Here is a 25000-nt window from a genome sequence, read left to right on the forward strand (position 1 = left end):
TGTCCGGCAACGCGAAAGAAAGAAAATATGTCCACCACGCCAGAGCAGAACAAAGAAATCATTGCCCGGTTCAACAAGGAATTCATCGAAGGGGGAAACGAGGCACTCTTCTGGGAGACGGTATCCCCGGACTTCATCAACCGTTCAGCCGCGCCGGGACAGGACGGGCCCGACGGCGCGTTTCATTGGTTCACCCGAGTCCTGAAAGTGGCGTTCCCCGACCTGGCCGTCACGATCCACGACCAGATCGCTGAAGGCGACAAGACCGTCACGCGCAAATCGTATGTGGCGACACATATGGCGGAGTTCCTTGGCGTTCCCGCAACCGGACGACGAGTGTCATTCGGCGTCATCGACATCATCCGGATCGTCGACGGGAAGTACGTCGAGCACTGGGCCAGCCCGGATATGTTCGGCCTCTACCAGCAGATCACGGCCTGAGTTGGATCGTCGAGGTGTAGTGCCCGGTATTGGAGTTCGCTGATGACGGTCTGTCGTGATGTCCGGCCTCGAAGCCGCGATCGTGGCATGGTCGTGGACAACGCAATTGCGTCGATAGACCGATGGTGGATCAGCAAGGCCGAGAACCATCGGCCGCAATGACCGCGCCCACACCTGAACGGGTTACGAAAGTCGAAGGAGCCGACCGAATGCGCATTATCACCGTTGAGGAACACTTTGAGCACCCCGAGGTAAGTCAGCGCGTTCTGCAGCTGGGTGGGCCACCCAGCGGCTTGCCGCTTGACGAGCTCGCTGAATTCGGTTCGGTCTTCAACGACGACCCCGACGCCGCGGCCCGGCTTGGTGGGCATCGGCTGGCGCATATGGACGCCGTCGGTGTCGATGTCCAAGTCGTCTCCCACGGCAACGGCAGCCCGAGCTCATTGCCCGCCCCAGAGTCGATAGTGCTGTGCCGCCAAGTAAATAACGAACTGGCACAACAGATTTCCGAACGCCCCGACCGATTCCGGGGATTCGCCACGCTCCCGCTTTATGATCCCGTCGAAGCAGCCGAGGAGTTCCGGCGCTGTGTCGGCGACCTCGGCTTCGTGGGTGCGTTGATCGCGGGCACATTCGACGGACTCTTCCTCGACGACTCCCGTTTCGATCCGATACTTGCAGCGGCTGAGGCAGTGGGCTTGCCGATCTACGTTCATCCCGGGCTGCCCCACCCAAAGGTCTCTGGGCCTTACTACTTCGGCGACTGGTCCGCCGCCGTCGGGCTGATGTTCTCCGGACCCGCATTCGGCTGGCACGCCGAGGCCGGTATCCACATGATCCGGCTGATCTTGTCCGGGGCGCTAGACCGCCACCCGGGGCTGAAACTGCTCAGCGGGCACTGGGGAGAAGTGATGGCATTTTGGCTCGAACGACTCGACGAAACCTTCGCGCTGGTACGCAAGGGCCGCGACCGCGACGTCAGCGACTACTACCGGCAACAAATCTGGGTGACTCCCTCGGGAATGTTCAACCAGCATCAGCTCGACCACGTCGTCGCCGAACTGGGCGCCGAGCGGATCATCTACTCCGAGGACTTCCCTTACGTTAAGCGTGACAATGTCACCGAATTCCTCACCGACTCAGGGCTTTCCAATCAGCAAATGCACGCCATCGCACACGGTAACGTCGAGGCGCTGTTGCGTATCTGACAGCAAATTGTGCGCTCTTGCTGGTGATCAAGTAGCGGATCCAATGTGACTGCCAAGCAGCTGAGTGTTCGCAGGCACTGCACGGCAAAGCGGCGCGACATCTGCCGGACGTAATTCCACAACCCGCTTCGTCGCCATGGTCCCAGCGTCCCCAATTCGTCTGCAGATCAACATCGTTCCTGCAGCGGCTCCATTCCTGCCTACACCAGACCGGTCATCAAACCGTTTTGACGGGCAGTTGCAAGTACGAGGCGCGGAATCCTCCGGTGTGGACAATGTGTTGCCCGCTGTTTTGCGGGATGTATTCACGGAGTGCGGGCATCCATGTGCCAAATAGGTTCTGCGCACTGATGATTAGCCGGAGCTGCTCGCCGGGGTGATACACCAGACCGATCGGCAGCAGGTCGATCTCAACGTCGACTATTTCACCGGGGCTGAGCTTCTCGACCCGATCGAAGCTGTGGGCCGGGACTTCGTCGGTCGACAGCATCTCGTCCAGATGCCGCATCGACACCCGTAGCCGGCCACTGGAGCCCTTGTACCGCAGGATCGAGGCGCCCCGCTCGGTGACGTCGTGGACCCTCGCGCCATGGTTGGGCACGGTGAACTCCTGCAGAGGAGCCCCCTGTGCGTTCAGCTTCTGAATGAAGACGAACAGGTCCATGTCGTCGGCGCCGTCCGCCTCGACCCACAGCCGCGCTTTCGGGTAGCCGACCATCGTGGTCTGCTCGTCGAAGCGAACGATGAAAGAGACTAGGCCCGGGTTGATTTCCACGTCATACATCGCCGCCGACTCGTCAGCGGGTGCCTGCGTGTGCAGCGTGCGCGACGCGCCGTCGAGGTAGTACTTCGTGTAGGTAACGCCTTGCGGCGGAAACTGATCCGCGGCGATATTGACTTGGTCGCCGCCTTCGAGATCGAGCAGGGCGTATCGGACACGCGGGGTCTGCTCCCAGCCGTTGTCCACGCCCTTGAGGAAGTGATCGAAGAACCGGCGCAGATCCTCCCGGTTGGCCTCGTCGTAGTAATCGGGCCACTCCTGACTGTTGTGGATGCGCAGCCACTTCTCCTTCGACCCCATCCGCCGCCAGGCCCGAAACGTCCCCGCGGTGTGCAGGGTGTTGGAATAGCTGGCCACCACGTAAGCCGGTACCGCAATCCGGTCAAACTGCGGAATTTTGTTCTCCCACAACTCGTTCACGAGCGGATACCGATCAGCCTCGCTGAGGACGTCCTCCTTGCGGCTTTTGCCCCAGTAGCTGTTGTCCTGCAGTTGCCGGGCAAACCCGGTGTCGGGCATGCCGCCGCGCATCACCAGATCGCGGTAGACGTCGCTGATGCCTTCCCACGGATTGATCGCCGTGAGGTGAGGTGGCTGTTCGGCCGCGGCGAACCACTGCGAGACCGCCAGATAGGAGGTCCCGCTCATCGCGACCTTGCCGGTGCACCATTCCTGGGCCGCCAGCCACTCGATCAGATCGTGGCAGTCCTGGCCCTCTTGGCGGTCCCACAAGACGCTGTCGCCCTCGGAATCGGTGACCCCTCGAGGATCCGGATTGCAGATCGCATAACCGTGGGCGCACCAATACGCCGGGTCGGGCCCCTCGAACTTGTGCAGACCCGACACAATCGCGTTGTCCAGACCGACCAAACTGAAAACCCCCATGGCGGCCGGCGCGCTGCCCTCGCCCTTGCCATACGGGCTCCATGCCACGATCACCGGCACCTTCTCCGCGCCCACCGGCCGCAGGACATCGACATAGATCGTCACGCCGTCACGCAAGGTGACCGCGACATCCTTCTCCAACACGATGTCGACCGGCAAGGTCCGAAACGCCGGCGCCAGCTGAAACCCCGCCGGCAGGGTGCGCGTGCCCGGATCGAACCCGCTCAACACCCCGAACCTCTCGCCCGGTTCCAAAGGCTGAGACGGCATGAACACTTTCTCCACCTCAGCCATATGGATCCTTTCGCAATCCGCGTCATCCAACCTTCTCGACCATAAGACCGATCCGCCCAAAAATCAACATGCGTTGAGATAAGGCGCCGGAACCAGTACCTTGACGGCATGGCCCCCAACAGCACGCCAGCGTCCGCGATGCGCCGCGGGCGTCGGCCGGGCAGGAGCACTACCCGCCAAGCCATCCTGGAGGCGGCGCGCGCCCGGTTCGCGAGCGACGGTTTCGCCGCGACGACCATCCGGGGGGTCGCGACCGATGCGGGCGTCGACGCCTCGTTGGTCATGCAGTTCTTCCGATCGAAGAACGAGTTGTTCGCCGCCGTCATGTCGATTTCGCCGGAAGCCTTGGCACACTTGAGCACCGCGTTCGACGGACCAGACGAACACCTCGGCGAACGGGTGGTCCGCGCATTCCTCAGCGTGTGGGAAGGGGCGCCGCAAGATTCGGAGCCGCTCATGGCGATGCTTCGAGGGGCCATCGTCAACGAACAGGCGGCCGCGCAATTGCGCGAGTTCCTTCAAGCCCGGCTGCTGGAAGGCGTCAGCTCACGTCCCGTTCAGCACCACGACGCGGCGTTCCGCGCCGGATTGGCGTCCTCGATGCTGGTCGGCATCGTCGTCGGAAGACGAATCGTCGGAGTTCCCGTGCTCGCCAGTGCGGACACTGAGGCACTGGTCGCGCTCGCTGCGCCGGCGATCCAAAGCGTGCTGACATCGGGGTTGCCGATAACCGATCACGCCGGGTGAGGTGTTCGCCCGATATGGGGTTGGAAAGGTAGCGTCGGGCCTACACCACAAAGGGGGCGGTCGCATTGACCGACATCATCAACGACGCTTTCTCCCGCCGCGCATTCATACGGGGTGCCGCGTTATCGGTGCCCGTCGTGGGCGCAGCGCTCGTCGTACCCGCCGCGTTGGCCGAGCCTTCGGAGTGCAGCGATCCATCCGGCATGGTCGGCAACTGCGCGGTGCAGCTACCCCAGGAATTCACCTCGACGAGTTTCAGCACAACGGCCATCGCCGGAGGTACGAACTACTCGATTCTGTTCAGCACCAAGATCCCGAGAGGCCCGCTCGTACCTTCGGGCGCCACCGGTTACCGCATCCGCAGCGGCAGTGTGTCGGGCACGAAGCAGGACGGAACCCCGTTCCGCCTGACACCAGGGATCGGCGAAGTGGGACCACGGGTCCTCGGAGCACGTTCGGCGTCATCCCTCGGCTTCGCGCTGGATGTGCCGTGGAATGCCGACCAGCTCGTGCGTTCGTTCCTGTACGCCTACGAGGTCGAGTTCTTGACCGGGCTGACCGGAATTCAGACCTGCCCGTACACGACCACCATGACGCTCGCGGACAACGGGATGACCCTCGGCGGTGTCGGCTCGGTGACGTTCTCCCCGCCGAGGCTTACCGATTGTGGGGAACCACCACCGCCGCCGCCTCCGCCGTGAGCGGGTTGCACGGCTAGCGCCGCGATTTCGACGCCCGGTTGCGGCGACCTCGGTGGTCCTGCCTCGGCGAAATTTCATCACGCGCCTGATACTTTGCCGAAAAGACCTTTCCGTCAACAGAATTCGACGGACATAGGGCGTGGGTATGTGACGGCCGGCGGGAGCCAGCTGCGTTACAACGGGTTTCGTTCACCGCCCAACGGCCGGTACCAGTTGCCTGGAATGACGGGGGCGATCAGGCGGCGCAGCCACAGCACCGGCCGTAAACGAACTGTGGGCCGGCAAGGGGTAATCCCTTGCCGGCCCACAGATTACGTAAAGATCAGACCGCGGTCACTCCGGTGGCCTGGGGGCCCTTGGCGCCCTGTCCTACCTCGAACTGAACCCGCTGATTCTCCTCCAGTGAGCGGTAGCCACCGCCCTGGATCTCGGAGTAGTGGACGAAGACGTCCGCACTGCCGTCATCGGGGGCGATGAAGCCGAAGCCTTTTTCGCCGTTGAACCATTTCACGGTTCCTTGCGTCATATTTCTTGTACTTCTTTCGTTTACTTTCGCGAATGCAGAACACATTCGCCCTTCAGCCTACCCCACGATTACGTTTCTCTAGATCCGTCTTCGACGGTGGCGTCGCGGCGGGGGCACCCACCGGACAAGATTTCCGCGGGGAACGTCACCGTAGGTCCCCAAATGCATCGTGGATGGCGACTCCTGTACGTGCCGCTCGACGAGTCACAACTGACCGCCGCCGACGTGGAGGCCATGCGATCACGGCTCCGGTGCTCATACAGCTCGCCACCATGTCAAGGCCGCTCTGGTCGGTTGGCGTGGTTGACGCGACGGTGTTACCGTAGCCACCGTCGCTGACTCGGAACCCGAGTTTCGCATCGCTTGGCAGGTCATCTTCTCGCCTGAACGGGGCTGTCCTGCGTCTGGACTGAACACAACGAAAGCTGGGGGAACGCACGCGGTGTTTCGAGTGTTGAGGCGGTTCTGGATCCCGCTGCTGCTGGTGGTGGTCGTGGCGCTAGGCGCGTATGCGATTACCCGCATTCGCGAGTCCACAAGCCATCACGGCCCGAATCTGGCGGAGGGATCCGGAATTACCGCAAACTTCAATCCGAAGCACATCAGGTACGAGATCACCGGGACGGGCGGGACCGCGAATCTCAACTACCTCGACGAGAACGGCCAACCCCATCTCATCGAAAATGCGCCGCTGCCCTGGTCATTCACGATCGTGACGACGCTGCCGTCGATGTCGGCCAACATCTTGGCCCAGGGCGATCGGGGCACCCACGATCTTCGGTGTCAGGTGACCGTCGACGGCCAGGTGCGTGACAGCAGGGCGAGCACCGACACCATCAAACCGTTCATCTACTGCTTGGTGAAATCCGTATGAGCAACATGCACATGAAGCCCCATCGCCCGTTCATTGGTCGAATGGTTCGGATCTTCTCGTTACCGATCATCGTGTTCTGGGTGCTCGTGGCCGTGGGCCTGGGCATCTTGACCCCGTCGCTCGATGCCGTCGCGGCGACACGTTCGGTGCCCATCAGCCCCACCAATTCGCAGTCGTATCAGGCGATGCTGCACATCGGCAAGGTGTTTCAGCAGTACGATTCGGACTCCACAGCGATGGTCGTGCTGGAGGGCAAGGACAAGCTCGGCGATGCCGCGCACAAGTTCTACGACAAGATCGTCGCCAAGCTGGAAGCCGATCACAAGCACGTGCAAAGCGTCCAGGATTTCTGGAGTGATCCGCTGACCGCGGCGGGCTCTCAGAGCGTGGACGGCAAATCCGCTTACGTGCAGATCTTCCTCAATGGCCCCCAGGGCACGACACCCAGCCACGAGTCGGTGGCGGCGGTGCGTGACATCGTTGCCTCGGTACCAGCGCCGCCGGGTATCAAGGCCCATGTCGCCGGCAATACCGTGCTGAACGCCGACACCAGCGTGGCCGGGCATCAAAGCATGGCGACCATGGAGGTGGTGTCGGTCGCCGTCATCATTCTGATGTTGCTCATCGTCTACCGCTCCGTAGTGACGATGCTGGTGTCCATGGTCATCATCGGCCTGGAATTATTTGCCGCACAGGGTATTACGGCCACGGCGGGCAACCTGAACATCATCGGCTTGACCCCGTACGCGGTGAGCATGGTGACCATGCTGTCCTTGGCCGCCGGGACAGATTATGTGATCTTCCTACTCGGGCGATATCACGAGGAGAGATCGAAAGGCCTCGATTCCGAAGAGGCGTTCTATGTCGCCTACAGCGGTGTCTCGCACGTCATCCTGGGTTCCGGGCTGACCATCGTCGGTGCCTGCTTGTGCCTCACCATGACCACGCTGCCCTACTTCCAGACCATGGGTCTGCCCTGCGCGATCGCGGTTGGGGTGGTCATCGCCGCAGCCCTGACACTGGCGCCCGCGATCCTGACGGTGGCGTCGAAATTCGGTCTGCTCGACCCCAAGCACAACGTGGTCTCCTCGCCGGGTTGGCGCAAGGTCGGCACGTCCGTGGTGCGCTGGCCCATTCCGATCGTCTTGGTGACCTGCGTGATTGCCGTCGTGGGTTTCGTCGCCCTGATGACCTATGTGCCGCAGTACAACGACCAGAAGTTCACCCCCGCCGATATGCCCGCCAACCAGGCCATGGGCGTCGCGGACCGGCATTTCTCCCAGGCCCGGATGAACCCCGAACTGTTGATGCTCGAGGCCGATCACGACCTGCGTACGCCCGCGGACATGCTCGTGATCGAAAAGGTCGCCAAGAACGTCTTTCGCATGCGGGGCATCGATCGAGTACAGACCATCACCCGCCCCCTGGGCGCACCGATCGAGCACAGCTCGATCCCATTCCTGCTCGGTGCGCAAAACGCGGGCACCCTGCAGGCCGCGAAGTTCAACAACGACAGCTCGGCGCAGATGCTCGAACAGGCCGACGAGCTGAGCAGGACCATCGCCAACATGCAACGCATGTACACCATCACCAAGGAGATGACCGAAACCACGCACAGCATGGTTGGCAGGACCCACGAGATGGTGGACACCACCAACGAACTGCGGAATAACATCTCCGATTTTGAGGATGTCTTCAGACCCATTCGCAGCTACTTCTACTGGGAAAAGCACTGCTACGACATCCCGATCTGCTGGTCACTGCGGTCAATCTTCGACACACTGGACGGGATCGACGCACTCGCCGACCAAATACAAGGCCTCACTATCGATTTGGATCGTTTGGATCATTTGCTGCCGCAGATGTTGCCGGTGCTGCAGAACACCATCGACTCGATGACCAAAATGCGCGACTTCATGATCGCGACCCATAGCACCCAGGCCGGCACCCAGGCCCAGCAACAGGAACTCGCCAAGGGCGCGACGGAGATAGGCCTGTACTTCGACCAGGCCAAGAATGACGATTTCTTCTACCTGCCACCAGACGTGTTCGACAACCCGGACTTCAAACGCGGCATGAAAATGTTCATGTCGCCCGATGGCAAAGCAGTCCGGATGATCATCACCCACCAGGGCGACCCCGCCTCGGTGGAGGGTATCGACCATGTCCGGGGCCTCAAAAATGTTGTCGCAGACGCCCTCAAGGGCACCCCGCTGAGCAATGCCAAGGTCTCACTCGCGGGCACGGCATCGCTGTATGCCGATATGCAGGACGGCGTCGTCACCGACCTCATGATTACGATCATCGCCGCGATGATCCTGATTTTCGCGATCATGTTGTTGATCACCCGCAGTGTGGTGGCCGCCGTCGTGATCGTCGGCACCGTCGCCGCGTCCTTGGGTACCGCATGTGGTTTGTCGGTGCTGCTCTGGCAGGACATCCTAGGGCTGGGCGTGCAGTGGATCGTGATCCCGTTGTCGATGGTGATCCTGCTGGCGGTGGGTTCGGACTACAATCTCCTTGTGGTCTCGCGCTTCAGGGAAGAGATACACGCCGGGCTCAACACGGGCATCATCCGTGGCATCGGGGCCACCGGACGCGTCGTCACCGCGGCCGGCCTGGTGTTCGCCTTCACCATGATGGCGATGATCGTCAGCGACCTGCGCGTGGTCGGTCAGCTCGGCATGACCATCGGCATCGGCCTGGTCGTCGACACGTTGATCGTGCGGGCGTTCATGACCCCATCGATCGCTGCGGCGCTGGGTCGCTGGTTCTGGTGGCCGCTCAACACCTTTGAGATCACCAGGCGTGGCCGTAGCGAACCCGAACCAAGGCCTGCCGACCACGACACCGCGCCCCTTGCGACAGCAAGGACGTGAGCGCCTTGACCGGGCCTGGCAAGCTGGCGACGGAGTCGGTCGCTGCAGCGGAATGCTTGCCAGACACGAAATCGATACTGCGCCAACGCACCGAAGGCCGGCTCGATCGATCCCGCGATCCCGCGATCCTCAATGCAGCGCTGGCCGCATTGGCCGAAAACGGTTATAACAACACCAATATGAACGACATCGCCGCGCGAGCGGGTGTCGGTAAAGCCGCGATATACCGCCGCTGGGCGTCGAAGGCCGCGTTGATGACCGATGCGCTTGTGTATTGGCGACCCGACCTCATCGCCGATGATGCCCCAGACACCGGCAGCCTTGTCGGTGACTTCGACGCGCTGGTTGAACGTGTGGCGCGCGCCGATGACGACCTGATCTCCAGTGATCTGGTGCTGCGAGTGGCGATGGAGGCGGTACACGATCACCAACTCGCATCAGCCCTCGACGAGTTGATGCTGCTCAAGGGCAGGCGCGTGGTGACGGCCATCCTCCGGCAGGCCGCGGCCCGCGGCGAGGTCGCGCCCGACGGGGATTGGTCCCTTATCGCCGACACCTTGACGGGAATGGGGCTGATGCGGGTCATCAGCGGTCAAACCGTTGACGCGAAGTTCGTCCGGAAAGTCATCGACACGCTCATTCTGCCTGCCGTCTGCGCGGCGAATACCAAGGTTGCTGGCGCGAGCGCAAAGTAGTCCCGCGCAGGTTGACCGCTCGGCGGACCGCCGCCGACTAGTTTCGTCACCGACTCGAACCGATCATGTCGTGCGTGAACAGCCGCGCGCCGTAACCAACCGCCCGCCTACGCCTTGGCGTAATAGCACCCAGGGCGGAACCACCGCTTCGGCTCCGCCGAGTATCTGAATTGGCTGCGGGACAACGATTATCCGCTGGCAGCGGTGGAGGGGGATCATCGCCGATGCCATTAGGTTCTCAAACCGCGTGACGGATGACGGCCATGCCACCTGCGGTGTTGCAGAATTCTCATCAAAATGGCGGACGGGTTTATCTCATCTTCGTGGCGGGTCCTAGAACCGCGCGATTGTCCACAGTTGCGAAGGCTCGCGGCCGCAGATCCCACAACGCGCACCTCTACTACGTGTGAGCCAGAGACGCCCGCAAAGCGGTTGACGTTCATGTGTCCAACTGGGTAGCGACGCAGTGGTGGTCGTCAATGCGGTCGACGTCGAGTCTGTCGATGACATCGGCCAGGGTCGGCTAGCGGTGACTCACTCGAGCGATGTTGTTCCGCGTTGCGGCCTCCGGTGGCCTGGTGTGGCCGCGTTAGTGTGCGTAGGTCGCCTTCCGTGAACAGGCCGACAGAAAAGTTGGGCAAATATGACAGCAGCAGCAGCAGAAGCGTCAGCACTCGAAGCGCGGGTCGGTCACTTCTACCAGATCGACGACACGTACCTGGTCGGCCGTGAAAAGGTGCGCGAGTTCGCCCGTGCCGTGCAGGACTATCACCCTGCGCACTGGAAACTCGACGCTGCCGCTGAGCTGGGCTATTCGGACCTGGTGGCTCCGCTGACCTTCACGTCGGCTCCGGCGATGGCCGCCAATCGGCACTTGTTCGAGTCCGTCGTCATCGGTTACGAGATGTATCTGCAGACCGAAGAAGTCTTCGAGCAGCACCGACCGATCGTGGCCGGCGACGAGCTGCACATTGATGTCGAACTGTCATCGGTGCGCAGGATCGCCGGCAGAGACTTGATCACGGTGACCAATACATTCACCGATACCGCCGGCGAGCGGGTGCACACCCTGCACACCACCGTCGTCGGCGTCACTGCCGAGGATGTCGATCCGGGGATCAGGACCGTCGCGCAGCAAGTGATGATGCACGACGTGAATCTCGCGGGCATCGACTACTCCGAAGCGGACTACCAAAAGACGGTGCGCCCGGCGGACGACGTTCGGGTCGCGCCGGGAGGCACGCGCCGCACCCCGGGGACGCCGTCCTTCGATGACGTGAAGGTCGGCGACGAATTACCGGTCCACCACGCGCGACTGTCGCGCGGCGACCTGGTGAACTACTCGGGGGTGGCCTGCGACGCCAACCCGCTTCATTGGGACGAGAACCTCGCAAAACTGGCGGGACAGCCCGACGTGATCGCCCACGGAATGCTCACCATGGCATTGGGTGCCGGATTCGGCTCCGCATGGTCAGGCGATCCCGGTGCGGTTACCCGCTACGCGGTGCGGCTGTCCCAGCCCGTGGTCGTGTCGTCCACCGAGGGTGCCGACATCGAATACAGCGGCAGGATCAAGTCACTGGACCCGGAAACCCGCACCGGAGTCGTGATCGTCGGCGCAAAGTCGGCCGGCCGCAAGATCTTTGGCCTGGCGACGTTGAACATCCGTTTCCGCTGACGTCTACTGGGATCGCAGGCGCCGGCACCACAAACCATTGTCATCGCGCCATATTGGCGAACCGCGACAGGTGCAACTGGTGGGCCACGGTGACCGTCTTGGTCGGGCCGTTGCGGTGTTTGGCGAGGATGAAATCCGCCTCTCCCCCGCGTGGATCGTCCCGTTCGAACGCGTCCGGACGGTTCAGCAGGATCACCATGTCGGCATCTTGCTCTAAAGAATTGTGTAGGTTAATCCCATTTGCAACGAAATTATGTGTGTCGCTTACAGTTCCGTCATATACGTCTTGCTCGCCGATGCTGGTAATCTCGATGATCCGATCCCAATAGACATCGCTGGTCGTGAGAGCATGGATTTCGGAGTCTTCAAGCAATGCTGCCATCCTATGGAGCAGTGACCGCCCCGGTGCATGTTGCAACCGGGACTTGCAGAAGCGCGTCTTCATAGCAACTTTGAGTTCGCCGCTAGTAAGCTCCTTGCGAGCTACAACTTCCTCTACTTTGCCCCAAACCTCAACGGGCACCGTGTCACCGCCAGGGCGGCGAATGCGCGATTGCAGCTTTTCGAGCACAAACTGGGCAGAAGTGCCGCGCGCCCCATAGACGCCGATCTTGGTCAAGAACGCTGTTTGATTCCCTGCCCTGTCAATCCATAAATGCCAGCAGTCGCGGTACCCCGCCTTGTGCATTCGCGTGATTCGGCTCTGCACTCCAAGACGCAGGAGCAGCTGTGCAACATCGTCGACCAATCGACGACTGGTGGACGCATAGTAAATCTTTGCTTGGCCCGCCTTGGCGTCCCAGCGAACCGAGCCATCCGTCGCCCACAGGTGACGCAGGAACAGCACCACCTGGTCGTTGGGCGCGCGAAAGACGGCTTCCGGCACAAACTTTTCGTAACTGCGCTTGCCGAGCAACCCTAGGCCGTCGAGCCACGCGGCGATCGGATTCCGCTTGCCATGGGTCAAGCGCTCCGGCGCCGGCAACCGCAGCGTCGTGACTCGCGCCGCCGGATACTCGTCCCGAACCGCGGTTACACCAAAGTGCGCGGCCGAGACCGTCACCGCGACCAGGTTCGCCTCGTCCACGGACGCATACCGTATCGGTTGTCTTTTAACGCACGACCCGTCACCGATCATGTGGGCCAGCAGCATGACTTCGCGATCATCCATCCGCTGGGTGTCGACGGGCTCCGGCACCCGCCGCGGCGCGGCGATGCGGTCGCCAACCTGCAGCTGCTCCAACGGCGTCCAACCGTCGAGCTTCATGAAGGGATGGTTGCCGGTGGCCTCCACTTCGCGGCCGGAGGCCAGCCGTAGCCGGAACACTTCCTTGCGACCGCTCGGGAACACGTTGGTCATCGGGCGCGCGACCATCCGCAGTCGCTCGTCCAGGGACCACACCAAAGGACGCTCGCCCGTGCGCATCAACTCGCCGAAGGTCACCTCGGCGCCCGTGTCGGCACGCAAAATCCGCGTCGACGCGGTAAGGCATCCCGACTCCCGAAGGTCAGACAGCATGGGCTTCTTGTCGGTGCGCTGCTCGGGACCACGGTTGAGCTGGCTGATCGCCACGACGGGAACCTCGAGCTCCTTGGCCAAAAGCTTGAGCTGGCGCGAGAATTCGGAAACTTCTAGCTGCCGCGACTCGACCTTCTTTCCCGACGACATCAGCTGCAGATAATCGACGACCACCAGACGCAGGTCGGATTTCTGCCGCAGCCGACGCGCTTTGGCGCGAATCTCCATCATCGTCAGGTTCGGCGAGTCGTCGATATACAGTGGCGCCTCGCTGATTTCGCTCATCCGGCGCGCCAGCCGCGTCCAGTCCTCGTCGCTCATGCGACCCGAACGCATATCGGCGAGTTTGATTTTCGCTTCCGCCGACAATAACCGCATCACGATCTCGGACTTGCTCATCTCCAGCGAGAAGATCACGCTCGCCATGCGGTGCTTGATCGAGCACGATCGCAAAAAATCCAGCCCCAGCGTGGAGTTGTGTGTCGGCACCATGCCCGGGCCAGCCAGGTACAACCGTGCGCCATTGTCGACCTGCACGCAGCGCACCGGAACACTGTCCACCCGGCGCACCGCCTCGACCTGCAGCACAGGAGCCAACACCGCGGCGGTAGCCCCGTGCCCGGCGAGCCCCGACGTCGACCCCGGGGCGACGATCGCGTCCCCACCGGCGCGCAGCTGCACCGACGTCCGGATGCCGCGGGTGGTCGGCCACTGATGCGCCGCGTCGGCGACGATCACTGTCCCGTCAGAGAATTCCACCTCGTAGCACGGCCGTCCCAGCATCACGTCGGTGGCGGCGACCACCCGCGTCGGCTTCCCGTCGGCGCCGAGCAGCTCGTCACCGACCGCGACATCGCCCATCGTCGTCCACCCGGTCGGCGTGGGCAGCGGCGTATCCAACGCCAGGGCCTTCCCCACTCCAGGCCTGGCCGCCACGATGATCATCTGCCCGGCATGCAGACCGTTGGTCACCTCGTCGAGTTCGGTGAAACCGGTTGGCACGCCGCGCGCCACACCGCCGTTCGACGCGATGGCGTCGATCTCGTCCATCGTCGGCTGCAGCAGGTCCTCGAGCGGAACGAAATCCTCCGTCGTGCGCCGGTCGGCCACCTCGTAGATCTCGGCCTGCGCGCGGTCGACCACCTCGGCCACGTCGGCCCCCTCGGCGCCCGCGTAGCCGTACTGCACCACCCGGGTGCCGGCCTCGACCAGGCGCCGCAGCAGCGCCTTCTCGGCCACGATGGTCGCGTAGTAGCCCGCGTTGGCCGCGGTGGGCACCGTCGAGATCAGCGTGTGCAGATACGGCGCGCCACCGATCCGGCGCAACAGGCTGCGGCGGTCCAATTCCGCGGCGACCGTGACGGCGTCGGCCGGCTCGCCACGCCCATACAAGTCCAGGATCGCGTCGTAGACGTTTTGGTGCGCGGGGCGGTAGAAGTCCCCGGGCCGCAGCCGCTCGAGCACGTCGGCGATGGCGTCCTTGCTCAGCAGCATGCCGCCCAACACGGCCTGCTCCGCCGCCATGTCCTGCGGTGGCTGACGCCCGAAGTCCTCGCTGGGCGACGATGCATCCATGCCCGACGTCAGATCATCGACGACCGCCATGGATTCCCTTCTCCCGTGATCCACTCATCCGAACATACATTCGATAGCCGACATTGAGGGTAGGTCAAGGTCCTGACACCTTCGCCCCAGAGCACCCGCACGCCCGGCGCCGGGACGACGTTAGACGTTGCTGGGTACTAGGTAAACGGGGTGCTGTTCATGAACCTGTGCATCGTGTGTGCATATACATCGACACCTGTGTTGAGCGGGGTGTGGAGAACCTGTGGATTAATGCAAAGGGCCAGGACATCACTGCAGATACCGGCCATACAACGCCATGAAAATCGTGTGGACAAGAATCTCTACGGCGTGTCGGGCCGGGTTACCGTCCCGGGCGTGTTGGCTTTCCGCCATATTTTCCCAGCGTTACGGGCCGGTTACGCGGACCGCGCGAATGCACCCCAGAAATAGTTCGCTAGGGAGCACCTCCGCGACCGCCCGGGGCAAACTGACGCCACAAGCCCGCAGCGCAACGAAGCCCGGCGGCGGCCGATCAAGGCCACCGCCGGGAACGAGCAAATGTCGGGCGCTTAGCTCTGCGCGACTACCTCGAGCGCGACCTCGACGTCGACCTCGGGGTGCAGGTGCACCGCCACCGGGTGGGTACCGAGGGCTTTGATGTGCGACTTCGGCAGCCGGACGATCCGTTTGTCCAGGTTCGGACCACCGGCCTTCTTGATCGCGGTGACGACGTCGCCCGCGGTCACCGAACCGAACAGCTTCCCGGAATCCGCCGCGGTCTTCACCGGCAGCGAGACCGGTCCCAGCGCCTCGATCGCCGTCTTGAGTTCGTTGGCGTGGCCAAGGTCGCGCACCGCCTTGGTCTCGCGGGCCCGCCGGATATCGTCGGCCTGCTTCTGCGCACCACGGGAGGCCACGATCGCCAGTCCGCGCGGGAGCAGGTAGTTGCGGCCGTAGCCGTCCTTGACCTCGACAGTGTCGCCGACGGAACCAAGGTGGTCGACGTCAGCCGTCAGAATCAGCTTCATCGTTTCGTACTTTCAGTTGGCCCTCGGCGTCTATCGCGCCGAGGAGGTGAAGGGCAGCAGCGCCACTTCGCGGGCATTCTTTACCGCGATGGCGATGTCACGTTGGTGCTGCACACAGTTGCCGGTGACGCGACGCGCGCGAATCTTGCCGCGCTCACTGATGTACGTGCGCAGCAGCGCGGTGTCCTTGTAGTCGATCGCTTGATCCTTCTTGGCGCAGAAGACACACTTCCGTGCCTTGACCGGCTTTTCCGGAGCCGGGCGCCGCTTGTTGGACTTGGCCATGTCTGTCTTTCTTTCCCTTTTCTACTGCTGAAGTTCTGTTAGAACGGCGGTTCGTCGTCGCCGCCGCCGAACGAGCCCGATGCCGGCGCGCTGCCCCACGGGTCGTCGGCCGGTGCGCTGGTCGCGGGCGCCGCCTGCTGGCGGGATCCACCGCCGCCACCACCGCCGAAGCCGCCGCCGCCACCGCCACTGCGCGAGGCCTTGTTGACCTTGGCCGTGGCATACCGCAGCGAGGGGCCGATCTCGTCGACCTCGACCTCGACGACGGTGCGCTTCTCACCTTCACGGGTCTCGAACGAACGCTGCTTGAGCCGGCCGGTGACGATCACACGGGAGCCGCGGGTGAGGCTTTCGGCGACGTTCTCGGCGGCTTCCCGCCAGATGTTGCATCGCAGGAACAGCGCCTCGCCGTCCTTCCACTCCCCGCTCTGGCGGTCATAGATCCGAGGCGTCGACGCCACCGTGAAATTCGCGACGGCGGCACCCGACGGAGTGAACCGCAGTTCAGGGTCTGCGGTCAGGTTTCCGACGACGGTGATAGTGGTGTCACCAGCCACAGTTTCCTCCTCGTTCCACGCTGTTGCTCGCCGCTCCGGTAGTGGATGTCATGAGCGTGTCCTCGCTGAGCCTACGCAGGTGCACCCCGCCGTGGGTCCACGGCGCGGCCACGATTGTTAGTGCTTGTCGGTGCGCATCACCTTGGTGCGCAGTACCGACTCGTTGAGGCTCAGCTGGCGGTCGAGCTCGGACACCGTCGCCGGCTCGGCTTTGAGGTCGACGACGACGTAGATGCCTTCGGCGTGCTTGGCGATCTCGTAGGCCAGCCGGCGCCGGCCCCAGATGTCGACCTTGTCGACGGAACCGCCATCCTTGCGGACAACGTTCAGGAACGTCTCCAAGGACGGAGCAACGGTGCGCTCGTCGAGCGTGGGGTCAAGAATGACCATGATTTCGTATGGACGCATGGAAACCTCACCACCTCCTCTGGTCTCAGCGGCCACGGTCGATCCGTGGCAGGAGGGTCGCCTGCGTCGGCAACCGCCCCAGGCTACCGGATACCGGGCTGACCAGAAAAATCCGGGCGGTGCGGGTCGCTATCGCCGGGCGCCCGAGTATTCCCTGGCCCTGGCCAACGTCGCCGCGTCGGCCTTGGCGAGCGCACCCGAGTCGAAGGGCGGCTGCGGGTCGTATTCGATGAGCAGCTGAGCGGCCTGTGCCGCCTGGCGATCGACCAGCAATTCCACCAGATGCAGGGCCATGTCGATGCCGCTGGAGACCCCCGCGGCGGTGATGATCCGCTGCGGCAGGTGTTCGACGACGCGTTCGGCCACGTAGCGGGCGCCCAATCCGTTGAGCAGGTCGGCCGCCGCCCAATGGGTGGTGGCGGTCAGCGCGTCCAGCAGGCCGGCCGCGGCCAGCAGCAGCGCGCCGGTGCGCACCGATGTCGTGAACCGGGTGTTCGGATGCACCGCCTGCAACCAATCCCGGATGGCCTCGTCGTGGATCAGTTGCCGGGTGCCGATGCCGCCGGGGAACACCACCACGTCCGGCGCGGCCACCTCGTCGAAGGTGGCGTCGCAGGTGACGCCGAGCATTCCGTTCTCGGTGCGCACCTCACCGCGGCGGTGCCCGACGAACACGACGTCAACCGACGGGATGCGTTGCAGCACTTCGTAGGGGCCGACGGCGTCGAGCGCGGTGAATCGCGGAAAGAGGGGAATGGCGACCTGGGTCATGGCGTCATGTTGCCATCGCGGGTTGTTCGTCGGCGCCCTCGGACGCCGGGGCACTGGCGCGACGCGATGCGACCGGCCGCAGCCGGTCCGGCAGCCAGCCGGGCGGGGCGTCGGGTGCGCGGTCGAACGGCCCGCCCGCCGGGTCGTCCACCCGTCCGCCCCAGCGCACCAAATCCTCGTCGGGCCGGTAGATCTGACGAATCACCAGCGCGCACAACGCGATGACCGCGACATCACGCAACAGCACCGTGGTGGTGAAGAACTGCTCGGGCAATGAACGGTTCGGATTGCCGTACAGGTAATACATTCGCGGCACCCAGACCAGCGCGTCGATCGTCATCCAGGCCAGCAGCACGCGGCGATGCGGCAGCGCGAGCACCGCCAGCGGCACCAGCCACAGCGAGAACTGCGGACTCCACACCTTGTTGGTCAGCAGGAAAGCCGCCACCACCAGGAACACCACCTGCGCCACCCGCGGCCGTCGGGGAGCGGTCAGGATGATGAATGCGATTGCCGCACAACACGTCACGAACAGCACCGCAACCACGGTGTTCAACACCGTCGGCGGCTGCCAGAACCCCAGCTTGGGATCGAAACCCCGCCAGCCGGTGAACGACTTCACGACGTTGTACAACGAATCCATGTCGTCGCCGCGGCGCGTATTGAGCCGGAAGAACTCCGACCATCCGCGCGGAAAGAACACCAACACAGGCAGGTTCACCAGCAGCCAGGTCACCACCGCCGCCGCCGCGGTGCGGCCCCACGCCCGCAGCCGCCCGGTCCGGATTCCCAGCAGCAGCATGGGACCCAAGAACAGCAGCGGGTACAGCTTTGCCGCGGCCCCCAACCCGATCAGCACACCGGCCAGCACCGGCTTGCGCCGCGCCCAGGCCAGCAATCCGGCCATCGCGAAACCTGTTGCCAGCGCATCGAAATTGGTGAAGATCTGAAAGATCAGCACCGGCGACGCCGCCACCAGGGCCGCATCCCAGAGCCGCCGCCCGGCCAGGCCCGCGGACGCCCAGACGGTGGCCAGCCAGGCGAGGGCCAGCCCGAACGCCGAGATGTTGAAGAACATCACGACCTCGGCGACCACCGGAAGCGGCGCAAGCTTGCTCAGCGCCGTGTAGGTCTTGGCCAACGCCATCGAGACGTACTGATACATCCCCGTCAACACGGGATATTCCATGTACCGCACCGCGGGGCGGCCGTCGTAGCGGATCTGCTGGGCGCCGGTGGAGTCGGTCTCGATCCAGCTCGACTTGTACGGAAACTTGCCCTGGCTCAACAACTCCGCGCCGTAGAGCGGCACCGTGTCGGAGTAGCACAGCTCGTAGTAGGCGCGCTGGTTGTCCCAATTGGCCACGCGTTGATCGCCGGTGCCGGTGCCGGTGCTTTGCAGGCAGGCCGCCTTGGTCGACCAGCCGAGCGCCAAAAAGACCAGTCCGATCAAGAACATCACCCGCAGCGGGGTCATCAAACGAGCGCGGCCGATCAGCGCGTGGCGGCCGACGGGGCCCCCGACGACGTCGGCGAGCGCGGCGCCCAGAAAGTCGGTGCGGCTGGGGCAGTCTCGGTTGTCGGCGCTACGCAGATCCGCGGCCAGCGGTCGCGGTGAAATGGTGGCGCCGTGTTCCGCGGCCCCGGTCACGGCGGCGGGGGCGGCGCTTGGGGCCCACCCGGCGGGAGGCCACCACCCGGCTCAGGAGAGCCCGGCGGGCCGCCCCCGGGCGGCGGTGGCGCCAGCGTGATCGTCGTGGGCGGACCGACCGGGATGGTGATGCCCGGCGCCACTTCGATGGTGGGCTGGATGACGGTTTCCGCCGGCGGCTTCGGCGGGGGCGGCGGAGCCGGCACACCCGCGTAACCGCCGATCTCGGTCGGCTTGGGGAAGGATTCGTTGGAGGTGCCCTTGAGCGCCCCGTCCATCGTGGCCTTCCAGATATCCGATGGCAGCCCCGACCCGTAAACCGGTGCGCCCGAAGCCGTTACCAGCGGCTCGTCGCCTTTGGCCGTACCCACCCACACGGCCGTCGACAGCGACGGCGTGTAGCCGACCATCCAGGCGTCCTTGTCCGAGTTGGTGTCACCCAGCTGCGTGGTGCCGGTCTTGGCGGCCGACGGCCTGCCGCCGGCGAGGGCGTGGCCGCGCGAGTAGCTGGCGATCGGCACCATGGCCGCGGTGACGTTGTCGGCGACGGCCTTGGGGATGCGCTGCTCGCCGCTGTCCTCGGACTTGCTCGCGTCGAACAGCACCTGGCCGTCGGAATTGACCACCTTCTGCACGAAATGCGGCCGATGATAGACGCCGGACGCGGCCAGGGTGGCATACGCCGAGGCCATATCGAACACCCGGGTTTGATACTGGCCCAACACAATTCCGTTGTTCGGTGGCCCGCCCTTGCCGTCCTCCGACAACGTGTGGGCCACACCGGGGAAGCTGGTCGCGACGCCGGCTTGGTGCGCCGCGTCGGCGACGGCCTGCGGTCCGCCCTTGAGCTTGAGCATCAGCCGGTAATACGAGGTGTTCAACGACTGCTTGAGCGCCTGGGCGATGTTGCACGTCCCGCAGCTTTCGCCCTCGACGTTGGTGATCTTGATGCCGTCGACGGTCAACGGCGAACTGTCCACCTGATAGCCCAGGCCGATCCCCTGCTCGAGCGCGGCAATCAGGCAGAACACCTTGAACGACGACCCGGTCTGCAATCCGGCCTGAGCGAAGTCGAAACCGTTGGCATCGCTGCCGCCGTAGTAGGCGCGGATGGAGCCGTCGTGCGGATCGACCGACACCGCCGCCGTGCGCATGTCGGGGTCTTGGCCGTCAAGGTATTTCGACACGGCCTTTTCGGCGGCCTGCTGGGCCTTGGGATCGATGGTGGTGGTGACCTGAAGCCCCTGGGTGTTCAGCGTCCGCTCGTCGATGTTGAACAGATCCATCAACTCTCGGGTCACCTGGCGTTCGATGAGCCCGTTGGGGCCGGTCGTCTGGTTCTGCGCGCGCGCCTGATCGGGCGGCACGGTCTGCGGGAACACCTGCGCGGCACGGTCGTTCGACGACAGCGCCTTGGTCTCCACCATGCCGTCGAGCACCCAGTTCCAGCGGGCCAGGGCGCCCTTGGGGTCGACGGCCGGATCCAGGGTGGACGGCCGCCGAATGAGCGCCGCCAGCAACGCCCCCTCCGAGACGGTGAGCTGCTCGACGGGCTTGTCGAAGTAGGCCTTCGACGCCGCGGAAATACCGTAGGCACCCCGACCGAAGTAGATGATGTTCAGATAGGACTGCAGCACTTCGTCTTTGGACCACTCCCCCGACATCTTGGTGGCGATGACCAATTCCTTGGCCTTGCGCATCAGTCCGCTGACGCCGTGCTGCGCCGAGCCGACGAGGGCGTTCTTCACGTATTGCTGGGTGATTGTCGATCCACCCTGCAAATCCCCGCTGCCGAACAGGTTGTTGTTCACCGCCCGTGCGAAGCCGCTGAAGTCGAAGCCGGGGTTGGAATAGAAGTTGCGGTCTTCGGCGGCGATCACCGCCTGGCGGACGTGCACGGGCACTTGATTGAGGTTGACGTCGACCCGATTGCCTTCCGGCGGAATGATTTTGGCGATCTCGGAGCCGTCGCTGGCCAGGATGGTCGAAACCTGGTTGGTACGAAGGTCGCCCGGCTTGGGAATGTCGACGATGAAGTACGCCATCGCGAAGGTGACTATCGGCAACAGCACCAAAACGGCCGCACACAGGTAGGCCGCGCGGCGCACCCACAACCAGTTGACCTGCTGGGTCCAGGTCCAGTCGCGCCACGGCCCGGCCGCCCGCTTGCCGGGCCCATCGGGTCCCCCGGGCCGCCCGCGCCGTGGCGGCGGAGGAGGAGGTCCGCCGGGTGGGCGGCCGCCGAAGCTGGCGCGCTCTTGCCGGCCGGAGGCCGGCGACCGGCGATCCAAGGCGGCCTTGACCTCGTCGAGCGCGTCACGCCGCACGGGCGCCGACGGGGGCCCGGCCAAGGCGGCTTTGACTTCGTCGATGGGGTCGGAGCGCCGGGGCGCGCGGTCATCTTTGACCGCGGGCAGGATCGTGGTCAGGCGATCGTCGGGCGGACCCTGGCGGCGCCGGTTGGACGCCGGCGGGGCATTCCGGTGTCCGGAATCCTGGGAATCGCCGCTCCGGCGCTCAGCATCCGGACGGTAGTCCTTGCCGTGGTTGCCCAGCCGCTCAGTCCCTGGCCCACGTTGGTCACCGGACGACTGGCTGTGCCGTCCTTCGTCATTCGAGCTCATTCAGTGGCCGTGCGGGCGCCGTTGCGCGCCGTCCGCGAGCGCCCGGTGCCCCTGGGAGGAGATGCCGGGCGCACCGCACCGAGCACATAGGACTTGACGAGGTGATTCCAGCTGCACGTGCGGCACACCTCCACCACGTGGACCGCGAACTCATCGAAGCGGGATGCGAGCATCACCAACTCCTCGGCCGTGCGCGCCGAGCCCGAGACCGGTCCCAGGTGCTCGCCGAACACCCACGACACCAGCGTCAGCTGCTCCTTGCGGCAGATCGGACACATGACCTGGCTCGTTTTCCCGTGAAACTTGGCGGCGCGCAGCAGATAAGGGTTCGCGTCACACACCTCGGACACACCTGTTCGGCCCGAGTACACCTGGGCCAGCAGTGAGCGCCGCCGAAGCGCGTAATCCACCACTTGTCGCTGCAGTCGCACGCCCACCAGAGTACGACGCCATGCCGACCAGTGATACGCAACCAAAACTGTGGCGCCCGACGGCGTCGCCGCCGTGGTGTTGACGCCGCCCACGCAGCTGCACTCGGTCGGCGGCCTCGCGGGGTTGCTCGAGCAGATGCGCAAACGGTTCGGCAACACCATGGGCTACCGGCTGGTGATCTACCCGACCTACGCGGCGTTGGACCGACCGGACCCCTCCGACGACCGGCGCGTCCTGGCCTACACCTACCGCGGCGGCTGGGGCGATCCGACCAGCTCGGCCAAGAGTTCCTCGGACGGTCCCGTGCCGGTCGACCTGAGCAAGTTCGACGTCAACGCGGCAGTGGGCATCATGCGCGGCGCGCCCGAGACCTTGCGCATGAAGCCGTCCGACGTGAAATCGACCTACCTGATCGTCGAGCCGGCAAAAGACCCGACCACACCCGGGGCGCTCACGCTGTCGCTGTATGTTTCCAGCGACTACGGCGGCGGCTACATCGCCTTCGGCGGTGATGGCACCGTCAAGCAGATGAGTTTGCCCACGTAGCGTCGCCCCCGGCCCGACTCAATCCCGCGCGGTGTGACGAATGGCAAACCAACACTAAGTGGTGTTGTGGCTAATATATCGAGGCGATACGATTGCGCGAGGCGTCGGATCGTCGTAACTAGCCATGCAAACCACTTTTGAGGGGGTGAGTCGATGCTGGAGCTTGCCATCCTGGGTCTCCTGATCGAGTCGCCCATGCACGGCTACGAGTTGCGCAAACGGCTGACCGGTTTACTCGGCGCGTTCCGGGCGTTTTCGTACGGTTCGCTCTACCCGGCCCTGCGCCGCATGCAGGGCGAAGGGTTGATCGCCGAGGACGCCGCGCCGGCCGGGACGCCTGTCCGACGGGCCCGGCGCGTCTACCAGTTGACCGACGAGGGCCGTCGGCGCTTCGGTGAGCTGGTGGCCGACACCGGTCCGCACAACTACACCGACGACGGCTTCGGGGTACACCTGGCGTTCTTCAACCGGACTCCGGCAGAGGCGCGGATGCGCATTCTGGAAGGCCGCCGCCGTCAGGTCGAAGAACGGCGGGAGGGTCTGCGTGACGCCGTGGCGCGGGCCAGTAGCTCGTTCGATCGCTACACCCGCCAGCTTCATCAGTTGGGGCTCGAGTCCAGCGAGCGCGAAGTCAAGTGGCTCAACGAGCTCATTGCTGCGGAGCGGGCTATGCCCGGCCTCTCCGAGCAAACATAATCCCCCGCACGAACCCAGCCATCCCAGTCAGAGGTCAGAGGTTAGGAGAACGCCCATATGAGTGAGCAGAACGCGCCGCTTGCGTCGACGGAGGTACGAGTCGCCATTGTCGGCGTCGGTAACTGCGCGTCTTCGCTGGTTCAGGGCGTGCAGTACTACTACGACGCCGACGAGAACAGCACGGTGCCCGGCTTGATGCACGTGAAGTTCGGTCAGTACCACGTGCGCGACGTGAAGTTCGTCGCCGCGTTCGACGTGGACGCCAAGAAGGTTGGGTTCGACCTGTCCGAGGCTATCTTCGCGTCGGAGAACAACACCATCAAGATCGCCGACGTGCCGCCCACCAACGTCACGGTGCAGCGCGGCCCGACGCTGGACGGCATCGGCAAGTACTACGCCGACACCATCGAGGTGTCCGACGCCGAGGCCGTCGACGTGGTCAAGGCGCTGCGCGAGGCCAACGTCGACGTCCTGGTGTCCTACCTGCCGGTGGGCTCGGAGGAGGCCGACAAGTTCTACGCCCAGTGCGCCATCGACGCGGGCGTGGCGTTCGTCAACGCGCTGCCGGTATTCATCGCCTCGGACCCGGTGTGGGCCAAGAAGTTCGCCGACGCCGGTGTGCCGATCGTGGGCGACGACATCAAGAGCCAGGTCGGCGCCACCATCACCCACCGCGTGATGGCGAAGCTGTTCGAGGACCGCGGCGTGCAGTTGGACCGCACCATGCAGCTCAACGTCGGCGGCAACATGGACTTCCTCAACATGCTCGAGCGCGAGCGGCTGGAGTCCAAGAAGATCTCCAAGACGCAGGCCGTGACCTCCAACCTGCAGCGCGAGTTCAAGACCAAGGACGTGCACATCGGCCCGTCGGATCACGTCGGCTGGCTCGACGACCGCAAGTGGGCCTACGTCCGCCTCGAGGGCCGCGCCTTCGGTGACGTGCCGCTGAACCTGGAGTACAAGCTCGAGGTCTGGGACTCGCCGAACTCCGCCGGCGTCATCATCGACGCGGTGCGCGCCGCCAAGATCGCGAAGGACCGCGGCATCGGCGGCCCGGTGATCCCGGCGTCGGCCTACCTGATGAAGAGCCCGCCGCAGCAGCTGCCCGACGACATCGCGCGCACCCAGCTCGAAGAGTTCATCATCGAGGGCTGAGCCCCTCGACGCACCACCGTGTCGCGAGCGTAACGCCACGGCGATTTTCACGT

21 protein-coding genes and 1 pseudogene are annotated in these 25000 nt (G+C 64.3%); 11 read left to right on the forward strand and 11 right to left on the reverse strand.

The annotated features are described in order from the left end of the window. Positions 1-27: 27 nt before the first annotated feature. The gene (locus JF781_RS06480) at positions 28-441 is read left to right on the forward strand and encodes an ester cyclase (RefSeq protein WP_225327730.1); all 414 of its coding nucleotides are present in this window, start codon (positions 28-30) and stop codon (positions 439-441) included. 158 nt (positions 442-599) lie between these two features. Next, complete coding sequence (locus tag JF781_RS06485) at positions 600-1649, forward strand: amidohydrolase family protein (RefSeq protein ID WP_225341152.1); 1050 nt, start codon at positions 600-602, stop codon at positions 1647-1649. A gap of 217 nt (positions 1650-1866) precedes the next feature. On the opposite strand, the gene JF781_RS06490 is transcribed toward JF781_RS06485, so the two are convergent. Next, positions 1867-3609, reverse strand: coding sequence for a CocE/NonD family hydrolase (locus JF781_RS06490; RefSeq protein ID WP_225327728.1), 1743 nt, complete (start codon positions 3607-3609; stop codon positions 1867-1869). Positions 3610-3717: 108 nt separating this feature from the next. On the opposite strand from JF781_RS06490, the gene JF781_RS06495 reads away from it, so the two are divergent. Both JF781_RS06495 and JF781_RS06500 read left to right on the forward strand, forming a co-directional pair. Next, entirely contained in the window at positions 3718-4356 is a 639-nt protein-coding gene (locus JF781_RS06495) for a TetR family transcriptional regulator (RefSeq protein ID WP_225327727.1), read from the forward strand. Between the two features lie 65 nt (positions 4357-4421). After that, a complete protein-coding gene (locus JF781_RS06500) occupies positions 4422-5057 on the forward strand; it encodes a hypothetical protein (RefSeq protein WP_225327726.1) in 636 nt (211 codons plus the stop codon). A 322-nt stretch (positions 5058-5379) separates the two neighbouring features. Here JF781_RS06500 and JF781_RS06505 read toward each other — a convergent pair whose 3' ends face one another. After that, the gene (locus tag JF781_RS06505; RefSeq protein ID WP_009952110.1) at positions 5380-5583 is read right to left on the reverse strand and encodes a cold-shock protein; all 204 of its coding nucleotides are present in this window, start codon (positions 5581-5583) and stop codon (positions 5380-5382) included. A 451-nt stretch (positions 5584-6034) separates the two neighbouring features. Between JF781_RS06505 and JF781_RS06510 the strand changes: the two genes are divergently transcribed. The 4 genes from JF781_RS06510 to JF781_RS06525 all read left to right on the forward strand — a co-directional run bounded on the left by JF781_RS06510 (position 6035) and on the right by JF781_RS06525 (position 11709). Continuing rightward, positions 6035-6457 (forward strand): MmpS family transport accessory protein, encoded by a 423-nt coding sequence (locus tag JF781_RS06510; protein WP_374109672.1) that lies wholly within the window; start codon positions 6035-6037, stop codon positions 6455-6457. Further along, positions 6454-9336, forward strand: a complete 2883-nt coding sequence (locus JF781_RS06515; RefSeq protein WP_225327724.1) for an RND family transporter — start codon at positions 6454-6456, stop codon at positions 9334-9336. The genes JF781_RS06510 and JF781_RS06515 overlap by 4 nt, the downstream gene beginning before the upstream one ends. A gap of 5 nt (positions 9337-9341) precedes the next feature. Next, on the forward strand, positions 9342-10031 hold the full coding sequence (locus JF781_RS06520) for a TetR/AcrR family transcriptional regulator (protein WP_374109673.1): 690 nt from the start codon (positions 9342-9344) through the stop codon (positions 10029-10031). Between the two features lie 643 nt (positions 10032-10674). Beyond that, a complete protein-coding gene (locus tag JF781_RS06525) occupies positions 10675-11709 on the forward strand; it encodes a fused (3R)-hydroxyacyl-ACP dehydratase subunits HadA/HadB (protein ID WP_225327723.1) in 1035 nt (344 codons plus the stop codon). 40 nt (positions 11710-11749) lie between these two features. On the opposite strand, the gene JF781_RS06530 is transcribed toward JF781_RS06525, so the two are convergent. The 9 genes from JF781_RS06530 to JF781_RS06570 all read right to left on the reverse strand — a co-directional run bounded on the left by JF781_RS06530 (position 11750) and on the right by JF781_RS06570 (position 22549). After that, positions 11750-14833 (reverse strand): replicative DNA helicase, encoded by a 3084-nt coding sequence (locus JF781_RS06530; RefSeq protein WP_225327722.1) that lies wholly within the window; start codon positions 14831-14833, stop codon positions 11750-11752. A 530-nt stretch (positions 14834-15363) separates the two neighbouring features. Continuing rightward, on the reverse strand, positions 15364-15822 hold the full coding sequence (gene rplI / locus JF781_RS06535; protein WP_225327721.1) for a 50S ribosomal protein L9: 459 nt from the start codon (positions 15820-15822) through the stop codon (positions 15364-15366). A 30-nt stretch (positions 15823-15852) separates the two neighbouring features. Next, on the reverse strand, positions 15853-16107 hold the full coding sequence (rpsR, locus tag JF781_RS06540; protein ID WP_003874730.1) for a 30S ribosomal protein S18: 255 nt from the start codon (positions 16105-16107) through the stop codon (positions 15853-15855). A 38-nt stretch (positions 16108-16145) separates the two neighbouring features. Beyond that, positions 16146-16664, reverse strand: a complete 519-nt coding sequence (locus JF781_RS06545) for a single-stranded DNA-binding protein (protein ID WP_008262692.1) — start codon at positions 16662-16664, stop codon at positions 16146-16148. A 117-nt stretch (positions 16665-16781) separates the two neighbouring features. Then, positions 16782-17072, reverse strand: coding sequence for a 30S ribosomal protein S6 (gene rpsF / locus JF781_RS06550; RefSeq protein ID WP_007771721.1), 291 nt, complete (start codon positions 17070-17072; stop codon positions 16782-16784). 129 nt (positions 17073-17201) lie between these two features. Continuing rightward, a complete protein-coding gene (locus JF781_RS06555; RefSeq protein ID WP_225327720.1) occupies positions 17202-17843 on the reverse strand; it encodes a DJ-1/PfpI family protein in 642 nt (213 codons plus the stop codon). Positions 17844-17847: 4 nt separating this feature from the next. Then, a complete protein-coding gene (locus JF781_RS06560; RefSeq protein WP_225327719.1) occupies positions 17848-19494 on the reverse strand; it encodes a glycosyltransferase family 87 protein in 1647 nt (548 codons plus the stop codon). Next, a complete protein-coding gene (locus tag JF781_RS06565) occupies positions 19491-22049 on the reverse strand; it encodes a transglycosylase domain-containing protein (protein ID WP_374109674.1) in 2559 nt (852 codons plus the stop codon). The genes JF781_RS06560 and JF781_RS06565 overlap by 4 nt, the downstream gene beginning before the upstream one ends. Before the next feature lie 65 nt (positions 22050-22114). Further along, positions 22115-22549, reverse strand: coding sequence for a DUF5318 family protein (locus JF781_RS06570; RefSeq protein WP_225327717.1), 435 nt, complete (start codon positions 22547-22549; stop codon positions 22115-22117). Positions 22550-22604: 55 nt separating this feature from the next. Between JF781_RS06570 and JF781_RS06575 the strand changes: the two are divergent. From JF781_RS06575 to JF781_RS06585, 3 genes and pseudogenes are all read left to right on the forward strand, one after another. Next, positions 22605-23096, forward strand: a pseudogene (locus JF781_RS06575) (hypothetical protein); the annotation flags it as partial. Positions 23097-23249: 153 nt separating this feature from the next. Further along, complete coding sequence (locus JF781_RS06580) at positions 23250-23792, forward strand: PadR family transcriptional regulator (protein WP_225327716.1); 543 nt, start codon at positions 23250-23252, stop codon at positions 23790-23792. A gap of 57 nt (positions 23793-23849) precedes the next feature. Then, on the forward strand, positions 23850-24947 hold the full coding sequence (locus JF781_RS06585) for an inositol-3-phosphate synthase (protein ID WP_225327715.1): 1098 nt from the start codon (positions 23850-23852) through the stop codon (positions 24945-24947). The last annotated feature ends 53 nt before the right edge of the window (positions 24948-25000 follow it).

This window comes from Mycobacterium sp. WUMAC-067 (genome assembly GCF_020217485.1).
In the GTDB taxonomy this organism is placed as follows: Bacteria; Actinomycetota; Actinomycetes; order Mycobacteriales; family Mycobacteriaceae; genus Mycobacterium.

Coding starts and splice junctions, on each gene's coding strand:
- JF781_RS06530 (WP_225327722.1), bottom strand. CDS start 14,833: ATGGCGGTCGTCGATGATCTGACGTCGGGCATGGATGCATCGTCGCCC.
- rplI (WP_225327721.1), bottom strand. CDS start 15,822: ATGAAGCTGATTCTGACGGCTGACGTCGACCACCTTGGTTCCGTCGGC.
- JF781_RS06485 (WP_225341152.1), top strand. CDS start 600: ATGACCGCGCCCACACCTGAACGGGTTACGAAAGTCGAAGGAGCCGAC.
- rpsR (WP_003874730.1), bottom strand. CDS start 16,107: ATGGCCAAGTCCAACAAGCGGCGCCCGGCTCCGGAAAAGCCGGTCAAG.
- JF781_RS06505 (WP_009952110.1), bottom strand. CDS start 5,583: ATGACGCAAGGAACCGTGAAATGGTTCAACGGCGAAAAAGGCTTCGGC.
- JF781_RS06585 (WP_225327715.1), top strand. CDS start 23,850: ATGAGTGAGCAGAACGCGCCGCTTGCGTCGACGGAGGTACGAGTCGCC.
- JF781_RS06525 (WP_225327723.1), top strand. CDS start 10,675: ATGACAGCAGCAGCAGCAGAAGCGTCAGCACTCGAAGCGCGGGTCGGT.
- JF781_RS06555 (WP_225327720.1), bottom strand. CDS start 17,843: ATGACCCAGGTCGCCATTCCCCTCTTTCCGCGATTCACCGCGCTCGAC.
- JF781_RS06480 (WP_225327730.1), top strand. CDS start 28: ATGTCCACCACGCCAGAGCAGAACAAAGAAATCATTGCCCGGTTCAAC.
- JF781_RS06490 (WP_225327728.1), bottom strand. CDS start 3,609: ATGGCTGAGGTGGAGAAAGTGTTCATGCCGTCTCAGCCTTTGGAACCG.
- rpsF (WP_007771721.1), bottom strand. CDS start 17,072: ATGCGTCCATACGAAATCATGGTCATTCTTGACCCCACGCTCGACGAG.
- JF781_RS06495 (WP_225327727.1), top strand. CDS start 3,718: ATGGCCCCCAACAGCACGCCAGCGTCCGCGATGCGCCGCGGGCGTCGG.
- JF781_RS06580 (WP_225327716.1), top strand. CDS start 23,250: ATGCTGGAGCTTGCCATCCTGGGTCTCCTGATCGAGTCGCCCATGCAC.
- JF781_RS06515 (WP_225327724.1), top strand. CDS start 6,454: ATGAGCAACATGCACATGAAGCCCCATCGCCCGTTCATTGGTCGAATG.